The organism is Sodalis sp. RH22 (assembly GCF_047324165.1).
Taxonomy (GTDB): Bacteria; Pseudomonadota; Gammaproteobacteria; order Enterobacterales; family Enterobacteriaceae; genus Acerihabitans.
Map to the genome: position 1 here is coordinate 654,374 of NZ_CP178731.1, position 25,431 is coordinate 679,804.

Consider the following 25,431-nt stretch of genomic DNA (forward strand, 5'->3'; position numbering starts at 1 on the left):
GCTCAGCTCGCCGCCGGTAGCCCCAGGTTCTCGCGCAGCGTGGCGAAAGGGTATGAGGTGCGGAATAACCCTCGGCGCTGGAGCTCTGGGGTCACCAGCTCGATAAACAGATCCAGCTGTTCCGGCATAATCGCGGGCATCACGTTAAAGCCGTCCGCCGCGCCTGCCTCCAGCCACTGCTGGAAGTCATCGGCGATATCGTCAGCGCTGCCTACCACCACCCGGTGTCCACGGGATCCGGCGGCCACCGCCGCCAGCTCGCGCAGGGTCAAGCCATCGCGCGCCGCCAGATCGGTCAACAGTTTGATGCGACTTTGATTTCCCTCGCCGTCCGGCACCGGCGGTACCGGCCCGTCCAGCGGGTAGGCGCGCAGATCCAGACCAAAGCGGGCGGAGAGCTGGTCAAGCCCGTTGTCGATATCCACCAGCGCGTTAAGCTGACGCCAGGTTTCCCGGGCCTCCTCACGGCTGCGGCCGACGATCGGCATCACCCCCGGCAAGATCAGCACTGCTTTGGGATCGCGTCCGGCGGCCGCCACCGCCTGTTTCTGGCTGCGATAAAACGCCCGTCCTTCCTCCAGGGAGGCGCTGGCGGTGAACACTACCTCGGCAGTCTGCGCCGCCAGCGTCTGGCCATCGGCCGAGGACCCGGCTTCAATAATCACCGGCCGCCCCTGGGGGAGCGGGAAATGTTCAGCGGTCCCTGCACCGAAAAATGTTCGCCGTGATGGTTGATCGGCTGGATCTTGTCGTCGTCGAAATAGCGGCCGCTGGTCCGATCGGCCACCACCGCCCATCCCGCCAGCCGTTCCACAGCTTAAATGCTACCTCGAGGAATTCGCGCGCCCGGGCATAGCGCGCCGCGTGGTCGGGCATATCCTCCCGGCTGAAGTTGCGTGCCACATTGGTAGAATACGAGGTCACCACGTTCCAGGCGACCCGGCCCCGGCTGATATGATCCAGGGATGAAAACGCGCGGGCCAGCGTAAAGGGATCGCTGAAGGTGGGGGAGGCGGTGGCCGCCAGGCCGATATGACGGGTGGAGACCGCCAGGGTGGCCAACAGCGTGAGCGGCTCGAGCCGCGCCATAGTGGACGGCAGGCGGTGTACGCTGGTGGCCAGCGCGTCGCCGACAAAAAAAAGGTCAAATTTGGCGTCTTTACCAATTTTGACCATGTCCGCATAGTTATCCGTCCCGCTTATATCTGGAGCGACACTCACCAGACAGGCATTGGATTAGGCTGGTTTGATCAGAAAAATAAAACTGGTGGCGTGGAATATCACGAGAAAGGATATAAAACCACGCTGCTCCAGACTTTTAAATTGGGTACCAGTATGCGCACCTCACGTTCGGAAATTCGTTGTTACGGCGCCTACCTGAAAGTGCTGGGGAATGGCATTAGTCAGTTTGAGTTTGCCGACAGTAAGAGCGATCAATTTACCGTTGGTGCCCAAGCTGAAGTCTGGTGGTAACCATAGGATATCGGGATAAGGTGCGGTATTGATGGCCGCACCGCTAATGATGGTAAAGATCATTAAATGTCTTGGTACATAAACCGCAGTGGTTTTCTAAAAGCTTACGAGGAACGCTATGTTTTCATTGCCATTCTTGATGTGACCGGTAAGAGGGATGACGGTATCCATGAGGTCGGCGCAGCGACCAGCAGCGTAGCGGTTGCGGCAGATAAAACTGGATATTGATTCTTTTAGCGCGCGCGGAATAAGACTTAGTATTTAAGGCAACTAGCATCGTAAGCCCGGTAACTGTCAACTTCGTAGATAGTTACCGCTGGGCTTGATTCCTCGTTTAAATCCTGAATGTGAAATTTTAAATGCGAAACACAATCTAAATGCCATTGATAATTATTTCCATTTGCAATAATGTGTAAAAGTTCCATCAAGGGTCGTTTTATTTGTCAAGGGAGTGACTGAACGATGGGATAACGTAATGTTAACAGTGATTTAACATTACATTTTCGCTGCCGGGCAGTTACTGAAAAAACTGCTTATTTTATCAATTTTATAACATATCAGGCCGTTCATACTGCCGGATTTCGCTTGGGCAGTCTCAAGATCGGCTGCAGTTCAGGGAACTTATGAATACTACATTATCAGGTTACTCCCTAGCGACCCTAATCAGTCTGGGCCTGGGGACATTGGCATTTCCTTTGGCCGCGCCCGCGGCCGACAGTACTACCACCGCGCCGGCATCATCCCCCGCGACGGTGGGCGACGCCAAGGCAAGCGACGGTGCGTCAGCGCTTGCCGATAACGACAGCGCCGCGGCAACGGCGGGCGATACCATCGTAGTGACCGCGGCGAAGCAAAACCTGCAGGCGCCTGGTGTGTCGATAATTAACAGCGAGGCCATCAAAAAACACCCCATTCAGCGTGATGTTTCCGAAATTATCCGCACCATGCCGGGTGTGAATCTGACCGGCAACTCCAGCAGTGGCCAGCGCGGCAACAACCGCCAGATCGATATCCGCGGTATGGGGCCGGAAAATACCCTGATCCTGGTTGACGGCATGCCGGTGAGCAGCCGCAATTCCGTACGTTATGGCTGGCGTGGCGAACGTGATACCCGTGGTGACAGCAACTGGGTGCCCGCCGAGATGATTGAGCGTATCGAGGTCATTCGCGGCCCGGCTGCGGCCATGTACGGCAATGCCGCCATGGGAGGGGTGGTGAATATCATTACCAAACCGGCAGCCCGTGAGTGGCACGGCAGTTTCAATAGCTATTTCAGCGTACCAGAGCACAAATCTGAAGGTGCTACCAAACGCTATAACGCCAACCTGAGCGGGGAGCTGGCTGATAACCTGACCATGCGCCTCTATGGAAACTGGAGCAAAACCCAGGCAGATGCACAGGACATCAACAGCGGTCATGAGGCTGAACGTACCGGGAGATATGCCGGTATGGTGCCGGCTGGCCGTGAGGGTGTCATTAATAAAAATATTAATACCGCCCTGCGCTGGGAATTTATGCCGATGCAGGCGCTGGAGCTGGATGCCGGTTTCAGCCGTCAGGGTAATCTCTATGCGGGGGATACCCAAAACACCAACACCAGCACGCTGGTGAAAAAGTATTACGGCAAAGAGACAAACATCATCTATCGTCAGGATCTGAGTCTGAAATACACCGGTGCCTGGGATAACGGGATAACTACCAGTAACTACATTCAGTTTGAAAAAACACGTAATTCCCGCCTGAAGGAAGGGCTGTCTGGTGGCGTTGAAGGTATGTTCAGCAGCGCGGATCAAGGGTTCTCCACCATCTATCTGAACGATACCAACCTGCATTCCGATATTAATATCCCTTTCGAGATGTGGGTTAACCAGACCGTCACCTTTGGTGCGGAGATGAATCATCAGACGATGAAAGATCCCACCTCGAATACGCTGACCACAACATCCGGCGGCGCGGTAAGCGGTGTGTCCAGCTCCGGCCGTAGTGCCTACAGCTCGGCGGATATTTACGGCCTTTATACCGAGGACAATATTGATCTAACCGACTCCACCCGTCTGACACCGGGGCTGAGGTTTAATCATCAGACCATCACCGGCAGCAACCTCAGCCCGGCATTAAATCTGTCTCAGGAACTGGGCGATGATTTCACTTTGAAGATGGGTATTGCCCGGGCCTGGAAAGCGCCGAACCTGTATCAGACCAACCCTAACTACCTGTTATACAGCAGCGGCAATGGATGCTATGCCAGCGCCGGCAGCTGCTATCTGCAGGGGAATAAGGATCTGGAGGCCGAAACCAGCGTCAATAAAGAGGTCGGGATTGAATATCATCACGATAATGTGCAGGCTGGTCTGACCTGGTATCGCAATGACTACCGCGACAAGATTGAGGCGGGCGAAGCAGCGGAATACTCCAACAGTACATCAGACATCTACAAGTGGGAGAATGTCCCTAAAGCGGTAGTCCAGGGCCTGGAAGGTACGCTTAACTTCCCGCTGAGTGAAACGGTGATGATGAAGAACAACTTCACTTATATCATCGAAAATAAAAACAAAACCACCGGTGATTACCTGACTATCATCCCGAAATACACGATTAATTCGACGCTGGACTGGCAGGCCAGGAACGACCTGTCCGTGCAGGGTACGATGACATGGTATGGCAAGCAAAAACCCAAGAAATATAACGCCAAAGGAGAAACCACCACCGGCAGCGAAACCTGGCAGGTGTCCCCTTACGCTCTGTTTGGTATGAGCGCGACGTATAACATTAACAAATCCGTGGATTTGACCGGAGGGATTGATAACCTCCTGGACAAACGACACTTCCGGGAGGGCAACTCGACTACCTCCGGGAATTCCGGTACCTATGCCTATGGCGCAGGCGCGCGGACGTACAACGAATCGGGTCGAACCTACTATATGCAACTAGGTTTGCATTTCTGATGCCAACCAATAACACATACTGACGTATGAGGGCTGCGGGTAGGGCAATCCCTCTCGCGGCCCGATGCAGAAAACTATCCATAAAATCCGGGACAAAAACCATGCCCGCAAATTCACTGTCATGCTGATATTGCACTCTGGCGACCGCGTCAGTGACGTTGGCAGAACACTTTGCTGCGTGCGCTCAACATAAAGCAGGGGTCGTGCTGTCGGGTCCGCGAAGCAGACACGCTCACGCCGTAGGCGTGCTACCGTCCTTACACGCTTTCCCAGCTTCACTGATGGGTCAGATAATACTTGCAAATACTAATGATATTGGTAATTATTATCATTAGTATTTGCAAATTATGATTTTATCTGACTGATGCCCTATTGGGGCATCTGACGGTGGAAAAGCAATAGTTACGTTGTTGGGTCGCCGATTAAGCGCCCCATAGGAATTCAAAGGGATCTCAGCTTCGATTAGCTGATTGGTGGCTTGACTGGAAAAACAGAGCCGCTTCAGCGGGCTGGGTGTTTGCGTTAACTTCCAGATTTCAGTTCGTCAAGCGGAGAGGGATTTTCTCATGCGTATTCTCTTTGTTGGTCCACCTTTGTATGGCCTGTTGTATCCAGTGTTCTCTCTTGCTCAGGCTTTTCGTGTGAATGGGCATGAAGTTGTGATCGCGAGCACGGGAAAATTTGCGCAAAAGGCGGCTGAGGCCGGCCTGGTGGCGTTCGATGCCGCGCCCGGATTCGATTCGGAGGCCGACTATCGGCGTCGGGAGGATATGAGGAAGAAGAGCAACATAGGCACCAGAATGGGGAACTTCTCTTTCTTTAGTGAAGAGATGGCCGACCGCTTGGTTGAATTCGCAGGGCAATGGCGGCCCGACCTGATCGTGTATCCGCCGCTGGGCGTCGTAGGGCCATTAATTGCGGCTAAGTATGGTATCCCCGTGGTCATGCAAACCGTCGGATTCGGCCACACCCCATGGCATATAAAAGGGGTGACGCGATCGTTGGCCGATGCCTACGCCCGCCATGGTGTCGATGCGCCGCCGCGCGATCTGGCATGGATCGATGTCACGCCGCCGAGTATGAGTATTCTGCAGAATGAAGGTGAACCCATCATTTCAATGCAGTATGTACCCTACAACGGAGGGGCAGTCTGGGAGGAATGGTGGGAGAGGGCGCCAGACCGGAAACGTTTGTTGGTCAGTCTTGGCACCGTCAAGCCCATGGTCGATGGGCTGGATCTGATTTCGTGGGTTATGGACTCGGCCGACGAAGTGGATGCCGACATCATCTTACAGCTATCAGCTAATGCGCGTTCTGATTTGCGCAAGCTGCCGCCAAACGTACGGCTTGTCGACTGGATTCCGCTGGGCGTGTTTCTCAACGGCGCCGATGGATTTATTCATCATGGGGGGGCGGGTAACACCCTTACGGCTTTACACGCAGGGATACCGCAGATCGTGTTTGGCCAAGGGGCGGATCGTCCTGTCAATGCCAAGGCTGTCGTGGAGCGGGGATGCGGGATCATCCCCGGCGAGGATGGATTGACCAGCGATTTGATCAATACATTCCTGAGTAATACCTCACTGCGTGCAGCTTCAGCACAGGTCGCTGCCGAAATGGCTACGCAAGCTAGCCCATGCGAAGTTGCTGACAGCCTTGTTGCAAAACTGAAGCATGGCTGACTAGAGCCGTCCTACGATTATGTTACGCCATTGTGATGGTGCTGCCTTTACCCGCAAAGGATTCCCACGGGGCGTGCGCTGACGCAATTTTTAACTGGATCTGTCTGGGTGCGGTTTGCCCATTGCACCCATGGATCTCTTCTATCGCAGATGAAGGAGGCTTGATGCTCACCGCCCATTCTCCAATGCCGGCTGGCTCCTGGATAGTTCGCCTTGCCAGCGTGTGCTGGGAACGTAAGACGTTAAGCATCATTGTGGTACTTGCCTCGGTGACGACTATTATCCTGGCCGCGTTGACGCCTTTACTTACCCGCCAGGCGGTTAACGATGCACTGGCTGGCGATCCCACAGGGTTGCCATGGCTCGCCGCTGGACTGCTGTTCATTGCGCTGTTCGATTTCGTCGGCAACTATGTGCGCCGCGGCTATGCCGGGGAACTTTCGTTGTGGGTTCAGCACACTTTGCGGGGAAGGGCTTTCGACAGTATCCAAAAACTTGATGGGGCCGGTCAAGACGCCCTGCGTACGGGGCAGGTTATTTCGCGCACCAATAGCGATCTTCAGCAGATGCATACTCTGTTGCAGATGTGTCCTGTGCCTCTGGCCGTCCTTACCTATTACGTTGCGGGTCTCGCGGTGATGTTGTGGATGTCGCCGACCATGACGCTTATCGTCGTCGCCGTGCTGGCCGGTTTAGCCGTGACGGCGCTGCGCGCGCGCCGTCGTGTTTTTGCGCAGACGGGCCTGGCTTCGGACAGGCTCGCTCATCTGACAGAGCACATGCGCGAGGTTCTCACGCAGATCTCCATCGTCAAGTCTTGTGTGGGGGAGTTGCGTGAGATGCAATGGCTGGACCGCCAGTCGCGGCATATGGTACGCGTGCGTATTGGTTCGGCGATCGCCCAGGCCATGCCGGGCGCCACCATGCTGGCACTCCCGGTGCTTGGTCAAATCGTGTTGCTGTGTTTCGGCGGCTGGTCCGTGATGGCCGGACGGATCGACCTGGGAACGTTCGTGGCTTTTGCCAGTTTCCTCGCCATGCTGACCGGCCCTACCCGGGTGTTTGCCTCGTTCCTGGTGATTGCTCAGCGTACCCAGGCTTCGGTCGAGCGCGTTTTCTCCCTCATCGACACCCGGCCGCAAATGCAAGATGGGTCTCAGTCCGTTGCCGGAAAAGTTGTTGGATTGGCATTGGAGGGTGTCGGATTCAACTACGGCGGCGGCGCTGGCGTACTGCGCGACGTGTCGTTTTCTATCAGTGCGGGAGAGACTATCGCGGTAGTGGGGGCGTCTGGCTCGGGTAAATCGACCTTGTTGATGCTGCTCGCACGGTTCTACGATACGACCGCCGGGCACCTGTGGCTCAACACTGAGCGGGGTAGGCAGAATATTGCCGATCTCAGACTGGAAGAGCTGCGTCGCGCGGTTGGCGTGGTGTTCGAAGATACCTTTCTTTTTGCCGGCACCGTCGCCGAGAATATCGCCTATGGCCATCCGGATGCCACGGAAGAGGACATTAGCCATGCAGCTGACGCGGCCGGAGCCACTGCCTTCATTTTAGCGCTACCGAAGGGGTTCAAGACCCGGCTTACCGAGCGCGCGACAAACCTCTCCGGTGGGCAAAGACAGCGTATTGCGCTCGCACGTGCGTTGCTTACAGCGCCAAGTGTACTGATCCTGGACGACACCACTTCAGCAGTTGATGCCGGTACCGAGGCAGAGATCAACGCCGCGCTTGGCCGATATTCCGACCATGGGCACATGCTTCTGGTTATAGCACGTCGGCGTTCGACGTTGCAGTTGGCCAGCAGGATTGTGGTACTAGAGCAAGGGCGCGTTGCCGATATCGGCACGCAGGCTGAGCTTGAGGCGCGCTGTCCGGCATTCGTTTCCCTCATGTCAAGCGCAGGCGATTTCCTGGAGAAACCCCCCGTTTCGACCGCGATACTCTGGCCCGAGCCAATCTCCTCTCTGGGGGCCCCTGGTGGTGAGGGCGATGAAGACACCACGGCCATGGCTGGCGAAGGTTTCCGTGAACGCATGAGTCGCGTGCCCGAACGGGCGGTGCGGTTGGCACAGGCAGGTGAGGGGCGGCGGGTGGCGTCGCTGTTAGTCCCCGTGGCGTGGATGTTTGTGGCCGCGGCCATGCTGATCGCGGTTGACTCGGCAGCGAGCGTCGGCGTGCTCGTGCTCTTGCAGCGTGGTATCGACACGGGCGTAGCTGCGGGCAACCTGGCCATGATCGGAATGTGTGCGGCGCTCGCCCTGTGCCTGGTTGCCATCAGTTGGTGTTGCTATTCATTGCAGACAGTGGTCTCGGCGCGCGCGGCGGAAACCGTGCAGCACACGGTTCGGTTAAGAAGCTTCGGGCATTTGTTGCGGCTAGGCCTACCTTACCATGAGCAGAACGTCGATACCCGGCTCACCCGAATGACGGTAGACGTGGATGCACTAGCACGGTTTCTGCAAAACGGTCTCGCCGGCGCCGCGACCAGCCTGGTCACCATGGTAGCCATTGCGATAGCCATGTTCTGGCTCGACCCGGTCCTGGCCCTGGTTGCGCTAGGCGGTGTCCCGGTGGTCATACTGGCCACATGGATTTACCGCCGTTTGAGTTCACCCGCCTATGCCCAGGCGCGCATAGAGATCGGCAAAGTCAATAGCACCCTGCAAGAGAAAGTGTCAGGGCTTCGCGTGGTGCAATCGCATGGGCAGCAGGATCTGGAGGCTACCAAGCTGCGTGCGCTGTCGGACCGCTTCCGCGCCACCCGCGTGCGTGCTCAGAAATATCTTGCCGTCTACTTTCCATTCCTTACCTTCTGTACCGAGGCATCTTACGCCGCCGTGCTGTTGGTGGGTGCATCCCGCGTCGCCGAAGGTGAATTGACCGCAGGCGTGCTGGCGGGATTCTTCTTGTTACTGGGGCAGTTCTACGGGCCGGTGCAACAATTGTCCGGCATTGTCGATGCCTACCAGCAAGCTTCCGCCAGCGGGAAGCATATTGACGCACTGCTGGCCACCGAGGGAGCGGAGGAAATGGAACCTTCGGATCCGTCTGCGGTAGTTGCCATGAAGGGAGAGCTTCGGCTTGAAGACGTAACATTTTGTTATCCCGGCGGCAGCGAGCCTGCGCTGGATAGGCTAAGCCTGTCCATACCGGAGGGTTCGGTAGTGGCGGTGGTGGGTCGCAGCGGTGCCGGAAAATCTACCCTGGTCAAGCTGATCGCCGGGCTCTATTCCCCCTCGAGCGGCAAGATTCGCATCGGGGGACGTGCCGTCGAGGAGATGTCACTTGCCGACTATCGTTCCCAAGTGGGCTTAGTAGAGCAGGATGTGGCGTTGTTCAGCGGCGATATCGCTGAGAACATCCGCTATTCGCGTCCATGGAGCATGGATGCGGAGGTGGAAAGCGCGGCGTTGCAGGTTGGGCTGCTCGATACGATGCGTGCCTTGCCGCGAGGGTTTCGGACGCCGGTGAACAACGGCGGGATGGATTTATCGGCTGGGCAGCGCCAGCTCATTGCGTTGGCCCGTGCGCAGCTTGCCGATGCGCATGTCCTGCTGCTCGACGAGGCCACTTCCCGCCTGGATCGTTCTTCAGAGGAGACGTTGATGACGTCTCTGTCCGATGGCGCTCGTGCTTATAGCCGAACGGTACTGGTGGTTGCCCATCGACTCACCACCGCCTGTCGATGCGATGCGATCGCCGTGCTGGAGGGCGGCAGTATCGCCGAGTACGGTACGCATGCGGAGCTGCTTGCGTTGGATGGCCTCTACGCGCGACTGTGGCATGATAGCGCCGGTGCCGCCGTTTCCTCCGCTGTGGCGCTATAGGATGACGCAGAGCATAAATCGGCGGGGGAACTGCTGGGCTAACAATCCGATGCAACGGTTTTTCAGGAGTCTTATGACGGAATGGTGCCGACGACCGGCTGCCAAAGCTCACCGGGGTCAAGTCTGCCATAATTCGCTATATCACAGGATTTGTGCAGTGCCATCAGATCCCACGGGTATAATGGCGGCCTAACATCAAATGAATCAGCGCGTCTGTTCCATGAACAGTCTAATGTAATGGCCAATTTTTATTGGTCGCTACACTACCCACCACCTTTATATTTCATGGAATGCCAAAAATGAGGAATATACCGCCCTTATCGCCCGATGATGTCGGTGCCGCAGCACGCATACGCACACCGCTGGCAACACGCACACCGCCGGACATCACGTCGTTCTGGCGAGACGTTGAATCTGTCGATATTCCTCTAGTCACTGAGGTTAACGATAAAAGTGATGACCGCGATGTCACCTTTCTATGGCGCTCGGGAACGCCGCTGCAGGGTGTTTATGTCCGCTTGAACCGTGTGACCGACAAAAGCAATGTCGTCAAAGGGCTAATGACCCACGTAGCGTCTAGCGACATCTGGATGCTGACTCTACGGTTGCCGGCCACGTACCGCGGATCATACACGATCATCGAAATTCCAAAGGGAACCTCACCCGAACTTATCTCGCAGCTTGGTGGCCGCCGACCGCCATTTGTCGGTCGACCCGACCCGTTTAACAAGGCGCCTGGCATCAACGTACGAGGGGACGCACAGGAGTCTATCCTGGCCCTGGATCTGGCTCCAGAGCAAAGAGAGTGGGCTGAAAGAGAGTGGGCTGGAGTACCCCGCGCCCATCGCGGCGTGCTCGCCACGTTGTATCCATTTATCGCTGGCCACAAGCGCCGCGTGCGCCTCTATCTTCCCGACGTCCCCAGGTCAGAGCCTTTAGGATTACTGGTATTGCTCGACGCCGAGACCTGGTTCGACCACATAGGAATCCTTGGGGCCATCGACGTCGCCATCAATAATGGCCGTATCGGCCCCTTGGCCGTGCTAGGAATCGACAACCTTGATGAAACCGACCGCTGTGCGATCCTGGGTGGCTATAGCGGGCTCGTATTCGACATTGCCGAGCGCTTGGTGCCTCAGGTACGTGCGGAATATCCTGATAGAACATGGGCTGGCCGTTCAAAGACTGTACTGTCCGGGCAAAGTCTTGGCGGCGTTACCGCACTCATGGCAGCTTTGCATGCACCTGGCATATTCGGCTGCGTACTTTGCCACTCACCCTCCCTGTGGTGGACCCCGGATGGGAACCGGCGTCCCGTCATGTTCACCGAGAATGATACGTCCTGGGTGAGCGAACACGTGCTGGCCACGCCGCCGAAGGAGGTGCGGATCCGGCTATGCGTGGGCGCTTTGGAAGGCGCGATGGTGCCTCATGTCCAACAATTGCACCAACGGCTGCTCGCGGCAGGCGTAGATAGCGATCTTTCAATCTATACCGGCGGCCACGATTTTGCATGGTGGCGTGGAGCCCTTATCGACGGACTCACCGTACTGTAACAGTCGACTAAAACCGGACACCTTTTCAGGCATATTTCTTTAAAAGGTGTTCAGATGCAGTTATCAATAGGCAAATACGGAGAAGACATAAATGAATGGCCGAAAATATCGAAATAGTCATCAATGCATGACGATGTTTTCAGCCGTGTTTTTCATAATACTCCTGTATGCCGGGAACAGTTATGGCAAACCGGATATGAAACCACTGGGGTCGAATATTGCCGACCGGGGATCCTCTTTTTATCATTTCAGTGTAAGGAGATTCGACTCCGCGGACGGGAAAAGACATTACAAGATATGGACGGGCATCCCAGACAAATCTCCCCCGACATCAGGTTTTCCCATCCTTTATCTGCTTGATGGAAACGCCGTCATGGACAGGTTGTCGGACACCCTTCTGAGGAAGCTTTCAGAAAAAACACCGCCTGTAATTGTAGCCATTGGATATCAGACAGAATTCCCCTTCGAACCGAACGCGCGGGCGTATGATTATACGCCACCGGGCAAACAGAATAGTAAGGAACACGGTGATTCTGAACGTTATGGCCGGAAAGGCGGCGGCAGCGCGATGTTTCGTCAACTGCTTGAAGACAGAATTTCTCTTGCAGTAGAAAAAAATATTAAAATAAACCCCGATAAACGAGGGATTTGGGGGCATTCCTATGGAGGATTATTTGTTATGGAATCTTATTTATCATCATCCTTTTTTAAATTTTATTACGCCGCCAGTCCGTCTCTGGAAAGAGATGATTTCGCACTGCTGAGAAGGCTGGAGTCTATAAATAAACGAAATTTCCATGACAAGCAGCTATATCTTATGGAAGGTGCTGACGCTCCTGGAAAAATTGTACAAGGTGAGGTCGGGGATGCCCTGGGCAAAGTCCGCAGAACGCTGGCCAGCCTTCGTGCGAATGGGCTGCCAGCGGCATACTGGCCGTATCCCGGACTCACTCATGGCGAAATGTTTAACGTCTCTTTTCAAAGCGCTTTGTTACATATAGGGGCTCTAAGGGAGGACCGTCCTAAATTCTGTCACGTACATCACTTTTCTGATTAAAGGCGCGTAATGTTCGGTTAGGGGTAAGCGATTATCTGAATCGCTTACTTTTCGAATCCCGGTGGGGCGGGACTATAACCGAATTCATGACTTGCCCAAGCGCCGAAAGATGGTGCATGCGTGGGTCAACCCAGTTAAATTCCCTATTGACACTTATCACCTGAGAGGGTTCACAAGTTATGTCCGAATCCATGCCGGACATTGTTTGGATCCCCGCGATTTGAATAACCAACCGGCTATTGGCGGCTTCCATATGCCCTTGTTCTAACATATCAAGACGGTCCGCCCAGTCCTGCATCATGATCCGCCGCTGTTCAACGTAGGCCGCATGGTTGTAGGCTGCGCTCACTTTGTTCGGGTCGGTATGAGATAACTGTGCTTCTATCCATGCCTTTGGATAACCAATTTCATGCAGTGCCGTTGAAATTGTGCCGCGGACACCGTGGCCAGTCAGACGATCTTTATATCCCATTCGTTTGAGGGCTTGGTTGAGTGTGTTTTCACTCATGCGCTTTTTCAGGTCAGAATTGTGGGGAAATAGGAATCGCTGTGCAGGTCTACTATTTCCGAGCAAGTGGTAGATGATTTCAATAGCCTGTACAGATAAAGGGACAGTGTAGGGCGGGATATCTTGCGAGTGTCTTCCATTCTTGCGCAAAAGCTTTTTTAGCTGTTTTACGTTATCCGGTGGAATAAACCATAACCCGCGCTCCAGATCAAACTGCTCTGGTGTCGCCAGGCGTAGCTCGCCGGTGCGAACACCGGTCAGCAGCAACAGGCGAAGCCCCATCTGGGTGTTCGGTTGGCCAGGATAACGACGTAGGTTTTGTAAAAAAGCCGGGATTTCATGCATCCATAAAAAGGGATTATGGACAGAAGGGGGTTTAGGCAGTGCGACCACCTTCAGGTCGGTAGCAGGGTTATTCTCCAATCCTTCCACTTTTACTAAAGCAAAGCGGAATATCTGATTCAACCAGCCGCGGACTTTTTCGGCAACGGTGAATGCGCCGCGGTGTTCAATTCTGCTCATGATTTGTAACAGGTCGGTCCGGCGGACATCATAAATAGATGTTTTGCCAATTCTCGGCAGGACATCATTCTTGAAAACGCGCTGGCACTGGGAAAGAGGCGACTTTCTGCCTTCTTTCGACGTGAGTGCCCGGTATTCAGTCCATTCCTTGAATACGGTTTCAAAGCTGTTCTCAGAGGCGAGAAAGGTGGCATAGCGCTGCTGCTCACGGGCAGTCCGTGGATTAATGCCTTTTGCCAACAGAGCAGAAGCATGATCTCTTAACTGTCTTGCTTCACGGAGTGTGACGCTTGGATAGCAACCGAGAGAAATGCGCTTTTGTTTTCCGCCCCAGTAATAGCGGAAGTGCCAGGTTTTTCCACCTTTGGGTGAAACAGCAAGCGAAAGGCCGGCATCATCGGAGAGGGTATAGGCTTTGCCGGTAATTTTGGCCCGGCGGACTGCGGTATCGGAAAGTGCCATGATCGTAGCTCCTGATTGTTGGTCAGAGCTGGATTCTGGTTTCCAATCGAACAATCATAAAGCAACAATCCGGAACCAAACTCACCCGCATTTCCGATGGACTTAAACATGGACTTAAAAGTATCGGATACAGGTGGATTTCAGTGGACGTCGCTGGAGCATAGAAGGATGGTTTTCATCCTTCTATCAATGACCTATGGACATCGGTAGACATCCACAGAACAGAATTTGGCTCCTCTGACTGGACTCGAACCAGTGACATACGGATTAACAGTCCGCCGTTCTACCGACTGAACTACAGAGGAATCGCTGGGTTCGCATAATAGCGATGGTGGTGGGCGATGTCAAAGGGGGAAGGGACGTAAAGGGTCTGTTTGCTCAGAGATTGCGCATTCGCCCGCATCCCGCCGCAATGCGGCGGGATTTTCTAGCGGATTATTATAAAAAGCCGTAGGCGGCGGCCAGGATCCAGCCGACAAGGCTGGAGACGCCCACGCCAAGCAGGCCCACCAGGATAAAGCTGTGGTTGATGACATACTTGCCGATATGGGTGGTGCCGGAACGGTCAAACTGGATAGCCGCCAGGTCGCTGGGATAGGTCGGCAGGATATAATAGCCGTAGCAGGCGGGCGCCGAGGCGACGATATAGGCCGGGTCGACGCCGATGGCCAGGGCCAGGGGCACAATCGCCGCCAGCGCCGCGGCCTGGGAGTTGACGAACTTCGAGACCACCAGCAGCGCCAGCGCGTAGGCCCAGGGATGGACCTTGATAATGGCGCCGAGGCTGGCTTCGATTTCGGCCAGGTGCGCGCCGAAGATGGTTTCCGCCATCCAGGCGATGCCGTAGACCGCCACGATGGCAATCATGCCGGAGCGGAAGACTTCGTTTTTCGAGATGGCCGCCGGGTTGGTCTTGGTGGCGATGATAATCAGGGCGCCGGAAAATAGCATGCACATCTGGATAACCAATACCATCGACAGCCGTTTGCCGCCGAACACCGGCAGCAGCTGCGGCATCGCGCCCAGCAGCGCGACGACGGCGATGGTGGCGAGGAAAATCCACATCGCCACCCAGTTGCTGCGCGGCAGCTTCTGGTTGAGCAGGGTGGCGGTATCGCCGTAGACATAGTGGCGGTTTTCGGGGTCGGCGATAAATTTCTGGAACACCTCGTCCTTATCCAGGTCCTTGCCGCGGAACCAGCTGAAGATACCGATGGCCAGGATGCCGCACAGGGTGGAGGGAACGGTGATGGCCAGCAGGTCGAGGAAATCGAGGTGGCGGCCGTTAAAAGACACATTGCCGAGCATGGCCACCAGGGAGACCACCGCGACCGACACGGGGCTGGCGATAATGCCCATCTGGGCGCCGACGGAGCTGGCGGCCATGGGACGTTCGGGGCGGATATTATTTTTAATCGCCACGTCGTAGATGATGGGCAAAATGGTGTAGACCACATGGCCGGTGCCGCAGAGGATGGTCAGGCAGCAGGTGACGAAGGGGGCGACGATGGAGACGTATTTGGGGTTGCGCCGCAGGAGTCGCTCGGCGATTTGCAGCATGACGTCCAGGCCGCCGGAGGCTTGCAGGGTGGCGGAGGCGGCGACCACGGCGATAATCACCAGCATGACGTCGACCGGGGGTTTACCGGGTTCGAGATGGAAGACGAAGACCAGGATAACCAGCCCGATACCGCCCAGGAGGCCGAGGGCGATACCGCCCTTTCTGGCGCCGTATAACAGACAGGCCAGAATAACGGCCAGTTGAATAAAGAAGTCCATACATTCCTCAAAGAAAGTTAACGTTTTTTGTTAACCGCTAATATCGGCCTGTTGACCACACAATTCGTTGCGTCAAATCTAAGATAGGGGTGTTATTACGAGAAAATTGATTAATAGGCGAGATGAGTCACAAGATATAATACCCTGAGTTATAATTGCATTGTCTTGTAATTAATGGATGATTATTGTTTTTGGTCAAAAAGAATAGCCGTTGAGGTTATTTCATTAACATAACTTCAACGCTATTCGGTTAATTCGCGCGGCAATCAGGCCGCGCCGAATTGGGCCTGATGCAGGCGGGCATAAGTGCCGTGCCGCAACAGCAGTTCCTTATGGCTGCCTTGTTCAATAATGCCCTGCGTATCCACCACCACGATGCGATCGGCATGCTGGATAGTGGCCAGGCGATGGGCTATCACCAGCGTGGTACGTCCCCGTGACAGGTCGGACAGCGAGTGCTGGATGGCCTGCTCGGTGGCGGTATCCAGCGCCGAGGTGGCTTCGTCGAGGATCAGGATTGGCGGGTTCTTCAGGAAAATACGCGCAATGGACAGACGCTGCTTCTGGCCGCCGGACAACTTTACCCCGCGCTCGCCCACCAGGGTATCCAGTCCTTCCGGCAGGGCGGCGATCAGCTCGTCAAGGCGCGCCCGCCGCGCCGCCTGCCAGATTTCCTCATCAGTGGCGTCCAGTTTGCCATAGGCGATATTTTCGCGGATCGATCCGCCGAACAGGAATACGTCCTGTTGCACAATGCCGATATTGCCGCGCAGCGAAGCCTGGGTCATATCGCGGATATCGATGCCGTCCACGCTGATGCTTCCGGCATCCACGTCATAAAAGCGCGGCAGCAAAGAGCACAGCGTGGTTTTACCCGCGCCGGACGGGCCGACAAAGGCTACGGTTTCGCCGGCGCGGATGGTCAGGTTCAGATGGCTGAAGATCGGTTTATCGGCCCGGTAGCCGAAGCTGACGTCGCGATAGACGATATCGCCGCGCAGGCTGTCCACCGCCAGGGCGGCGGGGCGGTCGGTGATATCGGCCACGGTATCCATCAGCCCGGTAAAACGCTTAAAGCCGGCAATGCCCTTGGGATAGCTCTCCAGCACCGCCGAAATCTTGGCAACCGGGCGGAAAAAGACTTCCACCAGCAGCAGGAAACCGACAAAACCGCCGTAGCTTAGCTCGCCCTTGATCACATACCAGGTGCCGGCAACCATCACGATCAGCTGGACCAGGCGGGTGCTGAGATAACTTAGGGTCAGGCTGGCGGTCATGATGCGGTAGGCGCGCAGCTTGGTGGCGCGGTAGCTGTCGTTATCACGGGCAAACAGGGCTTCTTCCTGGCGTTCGTTGGCAAAGGCCTTGACCACGCGGATGCCGCCGATGCTCTCCTCGATGCGGGCGTTGAAATTACCCACCTGGCGGAACAGCTTGCGCCAGGTGTCCGTCATCTGCGCGCCCTGGCTGCTGACCAGCCAGGTCATGGCGGGGACAATGATAACGGTCAGCATCGCCAGCGGCACATGGACGGTGGCCATCAGGATAAACGCGCCGATAAACGTCATCAGGGCGATAAACAGATCTTCCGGGCCGTGATGGGCGATTTCGCCGACCTCCTCCAGATCCTTGGTGACGTGGGTGATGATGTGGCCGGTCTTGGTATTGTCGTAATAACGGAACGAGAGCTTCTGCAGATGATTAAACGCCTCGCGGCGCATATCGGTTTCTATGCCCACGCCCAGGGCGTGGCCCCAATAGTTAACCACCGCCATCAGCCCGGTATTGAGCAAATAAATCAGCAGCAGGCCGGCGGCGGAGACGCATACCAGCACCCAGTCCTGGGCGGGCAGTAATTTGTCGATAAAGAGTTTTACCGCCATGGGAAAACCCAGCTCAAGCAGGCCGGCGAGAATGGCGCAGCCGAAATCGAGCGCAAACAAGCGCTTATAAGGAAGGTAGTAGCTAAAAAAACGGCGGAGCATCAATGCGTCCTCTGACAAAATCGCAGTGCGGGATCACTTTTACGATGATTATGAATATGTTGACCAAATGATAATGCCTCGTAATCGCCAGTAAGGTCAATGGGGCAGGGGGAATGGCGTGTCGCGCCGGTAAAGTCTTGACAATATATAGGTACAGGGAGTTATTATTTATATATCAACTAATGTGTTGGAATCTATTCCTTATGTCATCAACTCCTACCTCGTCTTTAACCGATTCAACGCTGCCCGCTCCGTCGCCCAAGCGCCATTTCGCCAACCTGATTGCCCAGACCGCGCGGCAATGGCGGCGGGTCATCGATCGCAAGCTCCAGCCCTATGGCCTGACGGAAGCCACCTGGGTGCCGCTGTTATACCTGGCGCGCGCGGACAAGCCGATGCTGCAAAAAGACCTGGCCGAAGCCATTTATCTGGATGCGTCCTCGGTGGTGCGCCTGTTGGATAACCTGCAAAACCAGGGGTTTATCGAGCGGCGCGAAGGCAGCGATCGCCGCGCCAAAGAGATCCATCTGACCGAATCCGGCATGCAGCGGGTCCAGCAGGTGGAGGGGATGGCCCAGCAGGTGCGCGATCGGGCGCTGGCCGGCGTGGACGATAACGATATCGAACAAATGAACCGTTTGCTGGAACAGGTGCTGGTCAGTTTGGCCGTCGTCGACAGGGAACCCGTATGAATAGTGGTGTACACGAGCGGCGATTTCTGTCCCTCACCCGGTTTAAACGTCTTAACAATCGGCAGAAAACCTGGGTTATCGCCGGGCTGGTGGTGGTGATAGCGCTGGCTATCTGGTTTATCACCTGGCTTGACTGGCGTTTTGCCCATGTGGCCGAGAATGATGCCCATATTAGCGGCGAGGTGGTGACCCTGGCCAGCCGGGTGGACGGCTGGCTGGTGGCGCGTCCGGTGATGGATGGCGATCATGTTAAAAAAGGCCAGGTCCTGGCGCAGATCGACGACCGCGACGCCCGGCTGCGGCTGGCGGCGGTGCAAGGCGACCTGGCATCCGCCAATGCGCAAATCCGCTATACCGAGGCGCAGCGCCAGACCGCCGATTTAACCACCCAGGCCACCCTTGAGCAGGCGCAGGCGCAGCTGACCGTGGCGGAGTCGACGCTGTCCGACGCCGGGCATCAGCTGGCGCTGGCGCAAGCCAATTTCCAGCGTGACGATAGTTTGGTGAAAAGCGGACTGACGCCGCGCAAGACCTGGGATGAAAGCCATACCGCCCTGCTGCAGCGTCAGGATCAGCAGCGGGAGGCCGAGGCGCAGCTGCTGTCGCAGCGGGCGGCGCTGGCCAATGCCCGGGCGCAGCGCGGGCAGCTGCAGGTGCTGGACCGGCAGATCGATATGCAGCGCCAGCAGTTGGTGGCGCTGACGGCGCAGGCGCAGCAGATTACCCAGGAAATCGCCGATCGTACCCTGCGCTCGCCGGTGGATGGGGTGGTGGATCGTACGCTGGGCGATGTGGGGGATTATGTGCAGGCAGGACAGTGGGTGATGATGGTCCACGATCCGCACAACGTCTGGGTGGAGGCGAACATTAAGGAAACGGCGCTGAATAAGGTGGCGGTGGGCCAGCCGGTGGATATCGGCATCGACGCCTATCCCGATCTGGTTTCCCATGGGCACGTGATCCGGGTCGGCAATACCGCCACCAATCAATTCGCCCTGCTGCCCAGTCCCAATCCGTCCGGCAACTTTACCAAAATCACCCAGCGGGTGCCGGTGCGTATTGCCTTTGACCAGGCCGACGCGCGGCTGAAACCCGGCCTGATGGTTGAGGTGGCCATCAATGTCGCCCATTGAGACCCAGGCGCAGCGTTTTGGTCCCGCGTATCGCTGGCTGGCCACCGGCACGGTGATGCTGGGCACCATCGCCACCACCGCCACCGCCACCATCGTTAACGTGGCCATGCGCGATATCATGGGGGCGTTTGGCCTGGGGCAGGATCAGGTGCAATGGCTCTCCACCGCTTTTTTAGCCTCGATGACCGCCACCATGCTGATGACCGCCTGGGTATTGGAGCGGTTCGGCTACCGGCGGGCGTTTGTCGGCGCGCTGGCGGTGTTTATCGCCGGCAGCCTGCTGGGCTTTGCCAGCGCCAGCGGCGCCGAAGTGATTTTGGCCCGGGTGCTGCAGGGTTGCGCGTCGGGCATTATCCAGCCGATGGCGATGGTGGTGCTCTCGCAGGTATTTCCTCCCGCGCAGCGCGGCAAGGCCATGGGCATCTATGGGGTGGGCGTGGTGCTGGCCCCGGCGCTGGGGCCGACGGTCGGCGGCCTGATGGTCGATCAGTACGACTGGCGTTTTGTCTTTCTGGTGGTGGTGCCATTCTGCGTTGCCGGCATGGCGGCGGCGATGGTTATCCTGCCGGGGCTGGATAAGCAGGCCGCCGCGCCGCGCCGCAGGTTCGACGGCCTCGGGTTTTTGCTGTTGGTCTGCGCGCTGATCACGCTGCTCACCGGTTTGTCCAACGGCCAGCGCGAGGGATGGGATTCTTTTTTTATTATCGGCATGTTTGCCGCCGCCCTGATAACCGCCGCCGCGTTTATCCTGTGGGAACTGGTGGCGCCGCAGCCGTTGCTTAGCCTGCGGGTATTCAATAACCTGCGTTTTTCCGCCGGGTGCGTGGTGGCCTTCGCGCTGGGGGCCGGCATTTACGGTTCCACCTATATCATCCCGCTGTTTGTCCAAACCGTGCAGGGGTATACGCCCACCCGCTCCGGATTATTGCTGATGCCCTCCGGGCTGGTGCTGGGATTGATATTTCCCATTGCCGGACAACTGAGCGATCGCCTGCCGCCGCATCTGCCGGTGATGGCCGGGCTGGCGATTTTCGGCCTGTCCTGCTGGCTGTCCGGCGGCGTCGATGTCGATACCCCTTTCTGGACCATGGCCCTGTGGGTCGTGCTGGGTCGTATCGGGTTGGGCGTTATGCTGCCGGCGCTGAACGCCGGGGCGCTGCGGGCGCTGCCGGCGGATAAGCTGGCCCAGGGATCCGGCAGCCTTAATTTTGTCCGCCAGCTGGGCGGCGCCTTTGGCGTTAACCTGCTGTCGGTGATTATCGACCGGCGTACCATTTTTCACGGCGACGCCCTGGCGCAGGCGCTGACGGCCGCCAACGCCACGGCGGCGGAATCCATCTCCCGCCTGGCGCTGCTCTATTCCCACTGGGGCAATCCGTTCGGCAGCCGCTTACCGCAAGGCGTGAATCCCGGCTCAATGGCCTACCTGGAAACCATGCTGGTGCCGAAGGCGCAGCTGTTCGCCTATCAGGACGGGTTTTATATCGTGGCGGTGTTTTTCTTCCTGGCGATTATCCCGGCGTGGTTTATGCGCGGCCGGAACCGGCCGGCGACGCAATTGCAGGCGGAGCCGGCGCCTGCCGCGGTCACCGCGCATGACTGATTCCTCCGGGTAACGCTGCCCGCGACGTTCGCCAGGCCGGTTGGCCTGGCGTTTGCCGGATCATGATCCGGCGCAATAAACCGCGCGGTGGAACAGGTTACACTCGATTTTTATAGACGATCGGTCTATATTATTACCATGAATGAAAAAACTGTTGCCGCGCGGCGCGGGCGTCCGCCGAAAATCGCCCGGGACCAGCCGGATACCCGTGAAAATCTGATTCGCTGCGGTACCGCTATCCTGACCGAGCAGGGGTTCAGCGCCTCGGGTATCGACGGCATCCTGAAGCAGGTGGGCGTGCCGAAAGGCTCGTTTTACTACTACTTCGAGAGCAAGGAAGCGTTCGGGCAGGCGATTATCGACTACTACGGCCGCTATTTTCTGCGCAAGCTGGACCATTGGCTGCTGGACGAAACCCTGCCGCCGCTGGAGCGCCTGCGGGCGCTGGTGTCCGACCTCAGCCTGGGCATGGCGAAATACGATTTCAGACGCGGTTGCCTGGTGGGCAATCTCGGGCAGGAAATCAACGTGCTGCCGGCAAGCTACCGCCGCCAGCTCAGCGACATTTTGCAGCAATGGCAACAGCGGGTCGCCTGCTGCCTGCGGCTGGCGCGCGCCGCCGGGCAATTACCGCCGGACGCGGACTGCGAAGGCCTGGCGGAATTTTTCTGGATCGGCTGGGAAGGGGCGGTAATGCGCGCCCGGCTGGCCGGCGGCCCCCAACCTTTACAGCGGTTCGCCGACGGGTTTTTCGCCGGTCTGCCGCGCTGAACCCTTGCCGGGCTCACGATATTTAAAGACCATTTGAGGAATCAGCATGTTTAACGCAATCTTGGTTGAGAAAGACGAACAAGGCTATCGTGCCCGCCATACCCGCCTGGACGAGGCGCAGCTGCCCGCGGGCGATGTGCAGATAGATGTTGCGTATTCCACGCTCAACTATAAAGACGGGCTGGCCATTACCGGTAAAGGCCCGGTGGTACGCACGTTCCCCCTGGTGCCGGGCATTGATCTGGCCGGTATCGTCACGCATAGCGATCATAGCGCTTTTAAAGCGGGCGACGCGGTGCTGCTTAACGGCTGGGGCGTGGGGGAAAAACACTGGGGCGGGCTGGCGCAAAAAGCGCGGCTGAACGGCGACTGGCTGATCCCGCTGCCCGCGGGGCTGACCGCCCGGCAGGCCATGGCGATAGGCACCGCCGGTTATACCGCCATGCTGGCGTTGCTGGCGCTGGAGAAAAACGGCGTGACGCCGGCGGGGGGCAAGGTACTGGTTACCGGCGCCAACGGCGGCGTCGGCAGCTTTGCCATCGCGTTCCTCTCCCGCCTGGGCTATGAGGTAACGGCGTCCACCGGGCGTCAGGAGGAGGCGGAACATCTGCGGCAACTGGGCGCAGCCGAGGTTATCGACCGGGCGCAGCTTTCCGCGCCGGGGCGTCCGCTGGGTAAGGAACAATGGGCCGCCGCCATCGACAGCGTCGGCAGCCATACGCTGGCCAATGTCTGCGCCGGTTTACGCTACCAGGGTACCGTGGCCGCCTGCGGCCTGGCCCAGGGCATGGATTTGCCGGCAAGCGTGGCGCCGTTTATCCTGCGCGGCGTGACCCTGGCCGGGGTGGATAGCGTGATGCGCCCGGTGGCCGATCGCCTGATCGCCTGGCAGCGAATCGCCGCCCTGGTGGACGACGGCCTGTTAAACAGCATCAGCCGGGAAATCGGCCTGGGCGAGGTCATCGCCACCGCGGGCGCGCTGCTGGACGGCAAAGTCCGTGGCCGGATTGTCGTCGACGTTAATCGTTAACCGCCAGGCATCATGCCCCGCCGCCGAGCGGGGCATGATGTTGTACCCGCAAGGTCGTATTGCGCCGGTCACTGTTCATCAATACTGATTAATTAGCCTTTATTCAGCGCCTTATGCCACAGGTCATCTCACTCTAACGCACGTCCCGCCTCGATTGTTATCCTTATCCGCCGCGATATTTTGTGTAAAAAAACTCATCATTAATAGCGCCCCGGCGGCTTTTGGTCTATCCGTTAAGCATGCGGATAGAAACCATTTTGCCCCCAATCACAGTGACATGTTCCGGAGGAAATCATGAAAGCAGTCGTTTATAACGGTCCACGCGATGTGGCGGTGAAGGATATGCCGGACGCGAAAATCATCAAGCCAACCGACGTACTGGTGCGCATCACCACCACCAATATCTGCGGTTCGGATTTGCATATGTATGAAGGCCGCACCAGCTTTGAAACGGGCCGTATTTTCGGACATGAAAACCTGGGCCGGGTTATTGAAACCGGGGCGGGGGTGGAGCGCATCAAGGTCGGGGATTATGTTTGCCTGCCGTTTAACATCGGCTGCGGGTTTTGTGAAAACTGCGAACGCGGGCTGACCGGGTTCTGCCTGACCGCCAACCCCGGTTCGGCGGGGGCCGCCTACGGCTTTGCCGAAATGGGACCTTATGAGGGCGGTCAGGCGGAGTTGCTGCGCGTGCCCTTCGGCGATTTCAACTGTCTGGTGCTGCCGCGCGACGCGCAGGAGAAAGAGGACGATTACGTGATGCTATCCGATATTTTCCCCACCGGCTGGCACGCCACGGAACTGGCGGGATTGCGTCCGGGTGATAGCGTCGCCATCTACGGCGCCGGCCCGGTGGGGCTGATGGCCGCCCATTCGGCCATCATCAAGGGCGCGTCGCAGGTGTTTGTGGTGGATACCCACCCAAGCCGTCTGGCCTTGGCCGAGAAACTCGGCGCCACGGCCATTAACGGCGTCGGCGACGCGGCGGTGGAGAAAATTTTAAACCTGACCGACGGGCGCGGCACCGACTGCGGCTGCGAATGCGTCGGCTACCAGTGTTGCGATAAACACGGCCATGAGGATATCTCCGTTACCATGAACAGCCTGGTGGCCTCCACCAAAGCCACCGGCGGCATCGGCGTGGTGGGGGTATTTGTTCCGCAGGATCCGGGTGCGCGCCAGGAGCTAGCCAAAGAGGGTAAAATGCCGTTCGATTTCGGCAGCTTTTGGTTTAAAGGCCAGCAAATCCGCACCGGCCAGGCCAACGTCAAGGCCTATAACCGTCAGCTGGCGCGCCTGATTCACCAGGGCAAGGCGAAACCGTCACAAATTATTTCCCATCGCCTGCAATTGGCGCAGGCGCCGGAGGCATACCAGCATTTTGACGATCGCGACGAGGGCTGGACCAAAGTCATCCTCAAACCCTGAATGATACGGCGTTGGCCCACAGGGAGGTGAGCCATACCACGACACCCGGGAGCGCTTTAGCACAACGCCGCAGGCGTTGGCCCGCGGGATGGCCCACAGGATGTGAGCCATGCATCGCGCCCTGGTCACGCGCTTTTAATCGTCTTGCCGCCATGCCCTGCCGCCGCTTTATTCTGTCTGCGCCAGGCCTTGATGCCGTTCATGCTGAAATATCTTTCAACATCTTCCCGCCGCGAAAGCGTTTTTTGCCCAAGCCAAATGTCAAAAACGCGCGTAATGTTATAAAGTCGTATAAAAAATGTTATATCCGGCGCGCCACAGGCCGCAAAACTGGAACAGGAGACGTTCATGGCTCGTTATACCCTTTTATCCGGCATGCTGCTGGGCATGCTTACGCTGTGCGCCCCCGCCGTCATGGCGGCGGACGCCCCCGCCAGACCGATGGCGGTGCGGGGCACGGTGACGCAGTTCAGCGGCGACCAGCTGCAGTTCACCGATCGCAAGGGCGCGGCGGTCACCGCCACCCTGAATGACAAAACCACCATTTCCGCGGTGGCGCAGGGTAAAATCAGCGATATTAAACCGAATAGCTTTATCGGCACCGCCGCGGCGCCGCAGCCGGACGGCACCTTAAAAGCCCTTGAAGTCCATGTGTTCGACCCGTCGCTGCGCGGTTCCGGCGAAGGGTTCCGGCCCTGGCAGGGATCCGACGGCCAGGTCGGCACCATGACCAACGGCACCGTGGGCACGCTGGTAAATGCCAACGGACGCACCATGACGGTGAAGTACCAGAACGGCGAAAAAAAGGTTGTGGTGCCGGATGACGTGCCTGTTGTGACACTGTCACCCGGTGATCGCTCGCTGTTGAAACCCGGCGCGCATATTATCCTGTTCCCGGCGCCGGGCAGCGCGGATCATGTCGTGGCGGCGCGTATTGTGGCCGGTGTTAACGGCACCGTGCCTCCCATGTAA

Annotated in this window: 16 protein-coding genes, 1 tRNA gene and 3 pseudogenes; 15 read left to right on the forward strand and 5 right to left on the reverse strand. The window is 57.4% G+C overall.

Annotation, left to right across the window (positions count from 1 at the left end):
• Positions 1-2: 2 nt before the first annotated feature.
• Positions 3-1,155: pseudogene (locus ACL2XN_RS03060) on the reverse strand (LLM class flavin-dependent oxidoreductase); the annotation flags it as partial.
• Here ACL2XN_RS03060 and ACL2XN_RS03065 point away from each other — a divergent pair.
• The 8 genes and pseudogenes from ACL2XN_RS03065 (at position 1,105) to ACL2XN_RS03100 (ending at position 12,546) form a co-directional block, all read left to right on the forward strand.
• Positions 1,105-1,473 (forward strand): carbohydrate porin, encoded by a 369-nt coding sequence (locus ACL2XN_RS03065; protein ID WP_413730255.1) that lies wholly within the window; start codon positions 1,105-1,107, stop codon positions 1,471-1,473. The pseudogene ACL2XN_RS03060 and the gene ACL2XN_RS03065 overlap by 51 nt on opposite strands.
• A gap of 66 nt (positions 1,474-1,539) precedes the next feature.
• Positions 1,540-1,701: a hypothetical protein gene (locus tag ACL2XN_RS03070; protein WP_413730257.1), complete on the forward strand. Its 162-nt coding sequence runs from the start codon at positions 1,540-1,542 to the stop codon at positions 1,699-1,701.
• A gap of 395 nt (positions 1,702-2,096) precedes the next feature.
• Complete coding sequence (locus ACL2XN_RS03075; RefSeq protein WP_413730259.1) at positions 2,097-4,418, forward strand: TonB-dependent siderophore receptor; 2,322 nt, start codon at positions 2,097-2,099, stop codon at positions 4,416-4,418.
• A 64-nt stretch (positions 4,419-4,482) separates the two neighbouring features.
• Positions 4,483-4,608 (forward strand): annotated as a pseudogene (locus ACL2XN_RS03080) (IS630 family transposase); the annotation flags it as partial.
• 376 nt (positions 4,609-4,984) lie between these two features.
• Positions 4,985-6,100 carry a glycosyltransferase gene (locus tag ACL2XN_RS03085; RefSeq protein ID WP_413730261.1) on the forward strand — a complete coding sequence of 372 codons (1,116 nt, stop codon included), beginning with the start codon at positions 4,985-4,987 and terminating at the stop codon, positions 6,098-6,100.
• Positions 6,101-6,264: 164 nt separating this feature from the next.
• Positions 6,265-9,933, forward strand: a complete 3,669-nt coding sequence (iroC, locus tag ACL2XN_RS03090; protein ID WP_413730262.1) for a salmochelin/enterobactin export ABC transporter IroC — start codon at positions 6,265-6,267, stop codon at positions 9,931-9,933.
• A gap of 299 nt (positions 9,934-10,232) precedes the next feature.
• Entirely contained in the window at positions 10,233-11,489 is a 1,257-nt protein-coding gene (locus tag ACL2XN_RS03095; protein WP_413730264.1) for an alpha/beta hydrolase-fold protein, read from the forward strand.
• Positions 11,490-11,580: 91 nt separating this feature from the next.
• Positions 11,581-12,546: an alpha/beta hydrolase gene (locus tag ACL2XN_RS03100; protein WP_413730265.1), complete on the forward strand. Its 966-nt coding sequence runs from the start codon at positions 11,581-11,583 to the stop codon at positions 12,544-12,546.
• A gap of 234 nt (positions 12,547-12,780) precedes the next feature.
• On the opposite strand, the pseudogene ACL2XN_RS03105 reads toward ACL2XN_RS03100, so the two are convergent.
• The 4 genes and pseudogenes from ACL2XN_RS03105 to ACL2XN_RS03120 all read right to left on the reverse strand — a co-directional run.
• Positions 12,781-14,038 (reverse strand): annotated as a pseudogene (locus tag ACL2XN_RS03105) (tyrosine-type recombinase/integrase); the annotation flags it as partial.
• Positions 14,039-14,267: 229 nt separating this feature from the next.
• Positions 14,268-14,343: transfer RNA gene (locus tag ACL2XN_RS03110), tRNA-Asn, on the reverse strand.
• Between the two features lie 133 nt (positions 14,344-14,476).
• Complete coding sequence (locus tag ACL2XN_RS03115) at positions 14,477-15,817, reverse strand: anaerobic C4-dicarboxylate transporter (RefSeq protein ID WP_413723073.1); 1,341 nt, start codon at positions 15,815-15,817, stop codon at positions 14,477-14,479.
• Positions 15,818-16,083: 266 nt separating this feature from the next.
• On the reverse strand, positions 16,084-17,802 hold the full coding sequence (locus tag ACL2XN_RS03120; protein WP_410014625.1) for an ABC transporter ATP-binding protein: 1,719 nt from the start codon (positions 17,800-17,802) through the stop codon (positions 16,084-16,086).
• Positions 17,803-18,005: 203 nt separating this feature from the next.
• Here ACL2XN_RS03120 and ACL2XN_RS03125 point away from each other — a divergent pair, with 203 nt between their 5' ends.
• From ACL2XN_RS03125 to ACL2XN_RS03155, 7 genes are all read left to right on the forward strand, one after another.
• A complete protein-coding gene (locus tag ACL2XN_RS03125) occupies positions 18,006-18,494 on the forward strand; it encodes a MarR family winged helix-turn-helix transcriptional regulator (RefSeq protein ID WP_410014626.1) in 489 nt (162 codons plus the stop codon).
• Positions 18,491-19,627, forward strand: coding sequence for an HlyD family secretion protein (locus ACL2XN_RS03130; protein WP_410014627.1), 1,137 nt, complete (start codon positions 18,491-18,493; stop codon positions 19,625-19,627). The genes ACL2XN_RS03125 and ACL2XN_RS03130 overlap by 4 nt, the downstream gene beginning before the upstream one ends.
• Entirely contained in the window at positions 19,614-21,230 is a 1,617-nt protein-coding gene (locus tag ACL2XN_RS03135) for a DHA2 family efflux MFS transporter permease subunit (RefSeq protein ID WP_413723072.1), read from the forward strand. The genes ACL2XN_RS03130 and ACL2XN_RS03135 overlap by 14 nt, the downstream gene beginning before the upstream one ends.
• Before the next feature lie 138 nt (positions 21,231-21,368).
• On the forward strand, positions 21,369-22,001 hold the full coding sequence (locus ACL2XN_RS03140; protein ID WP_410014629.1) for a TetR/AcrR family transcriptional regulator: 633 nt from the start codon (positions 21,369-21,371) through the stop codon (positions 21,999-22,001).
• A 46-nt stretch (positions 22,002-22,047) separates the two neighbouring features.
• The gene (locus tag ACL2XN_RS03145; RefSeq protein WP_410014630.1) at positions 22,048-23,031 is read left to right on the forward strand and encodes an MDR family oxidoreductase; all 984 of its coding nucleotides are present in this window, start codon (positions 22,048-22,050) and stop codon (positions 23,029-23,031) included.
• Positions 23,032-23,325: 294 nt separating this feature from the next.
• Entirely contained in the window at positions 23,326-24,459 is a 1,134-nt protein-coding gene (locus ACL2XN_RS03150; RefSeq protein WP_413723071.1) for a glutathione-independent formaldehyde dehydrogenase, read from the forward strand.
• A 348-nt stretch (positions 24,460-24,807) separates the two neighbouring features.
• Entirely contained in the window at positions 24,808-25,431 is a 624-nt protein-coding gene (locus ACL2XN_RS03155; RefSeq protein ID WP_413723070.1) for a hypothetical protein, read from the forward strand.

Bases quoted from the DNA above. Each gene is read 5' to 3' on its own strand.
- ACL2XN_RS03070 (WP_413730257.1), top strand. From the start codon at position 1,540: ATGTCTTGGTACATAAACCGCAGTGGTTTTCTAAAAGCTTACGAGGAA.
- ACL2XN_RS03075 (WP_413730259.1), top strand. From the start codon at position 2,097: ATGAATACTACATTATCAGGTTACTCCCTAGCGACCCTAATCAGTCTG.
- ACL2XN_RS03085 (WP_413730261.1), top strand. From the start codon at position 4,985: ATGCGTATTCTCTTTGTTGGTCCACCTTTGTATGGCCTGTTGTATCCA.
- iroC (WP_413730262.1), top strand. From the start codon at position 6,265: ATGCTCACCGCCCATTCTCCAATGCCGGCTGGCTCCTGGATAGTTCGC.
- ACL2XN_RS03095 (WP_413730264.1), top strand. From the start codon at position 10,233: ATGAGGAATATACCGCCCTTATCGCCCGATGATGTCGGTGCCGCAGCA.
- ACL2XN_RS03100 (WP_413730265.1), top strand. From the start codon at position 11,581: ATGAATGGCCGAAAATATCGAAATAGTCATCAATGCATGACGATGTTT.
- ACL2XN_RS03115 (WP_413723073.1), bottom strand. From the start codon at position 15,817: ATGGACTTCTTTATTCAACTGGCCGTTATTCTGGCCTGTCTGTTATAC.
- ACL2XN_RS03120 (WP_410014625.1), bottom strand. From the start codon at position 17,802: ATGCTCCGCCGTTTTTTTAGCTACTACCTTCCTTATAAGCGCTTGTTT.
- ACL2XN_RS03125 (WP_410014626.1), top strand. From the start codon at position 18,006: ATGTCATCAACTCCTACCTCGTCTTTAACCGATTCAACGCTGCCCGCT.
- ACL2XN_RS03130 (WP_410014627.1), top strand. From the start codon at position 18,491: ATGAATAGTGGTGTACACGAGCGGCGATTTCTGTCCCTCACCCGGTTT.
- ACL2XN_RS03135 (WP_413723072.1), top strand. From the start codon at position 19,614: ATGTCGCCCATTGAGACCCAGGCGCAGCGTTTTGGTCCCGCGTATCGC.
- ACL2XN_RS03140 (WP_410014629.1), top strand. From the start codon at position 21,369: ATGAATGAAAAAACTGTTGCCGCGCGGCGCGGGCGTCCGCCGAAAATC.
- ACL2XN_RS03145 (WP_410014630.1), top strand. From the start codon at position 22,048: ATGTTTAACGCAATCTTGGTTGAGAAAGACGAACAAGGCTATCGTGCC.
- ACL2XN_RS03150 (WP_413723071.1), top strand. From the start codon at position 23,326: ATGAAAGCAGTCGTTTATAACGGTCCACGCGATGTGGCGGTGAAGGAT.
- ACL2XN_RS03155 (WP_413723070.1), top strand. From the start codon at position 24,808: ATGGCTCGTTATACCCTTTTATCCGGCATGCTGCTGGGCATGCTTACG.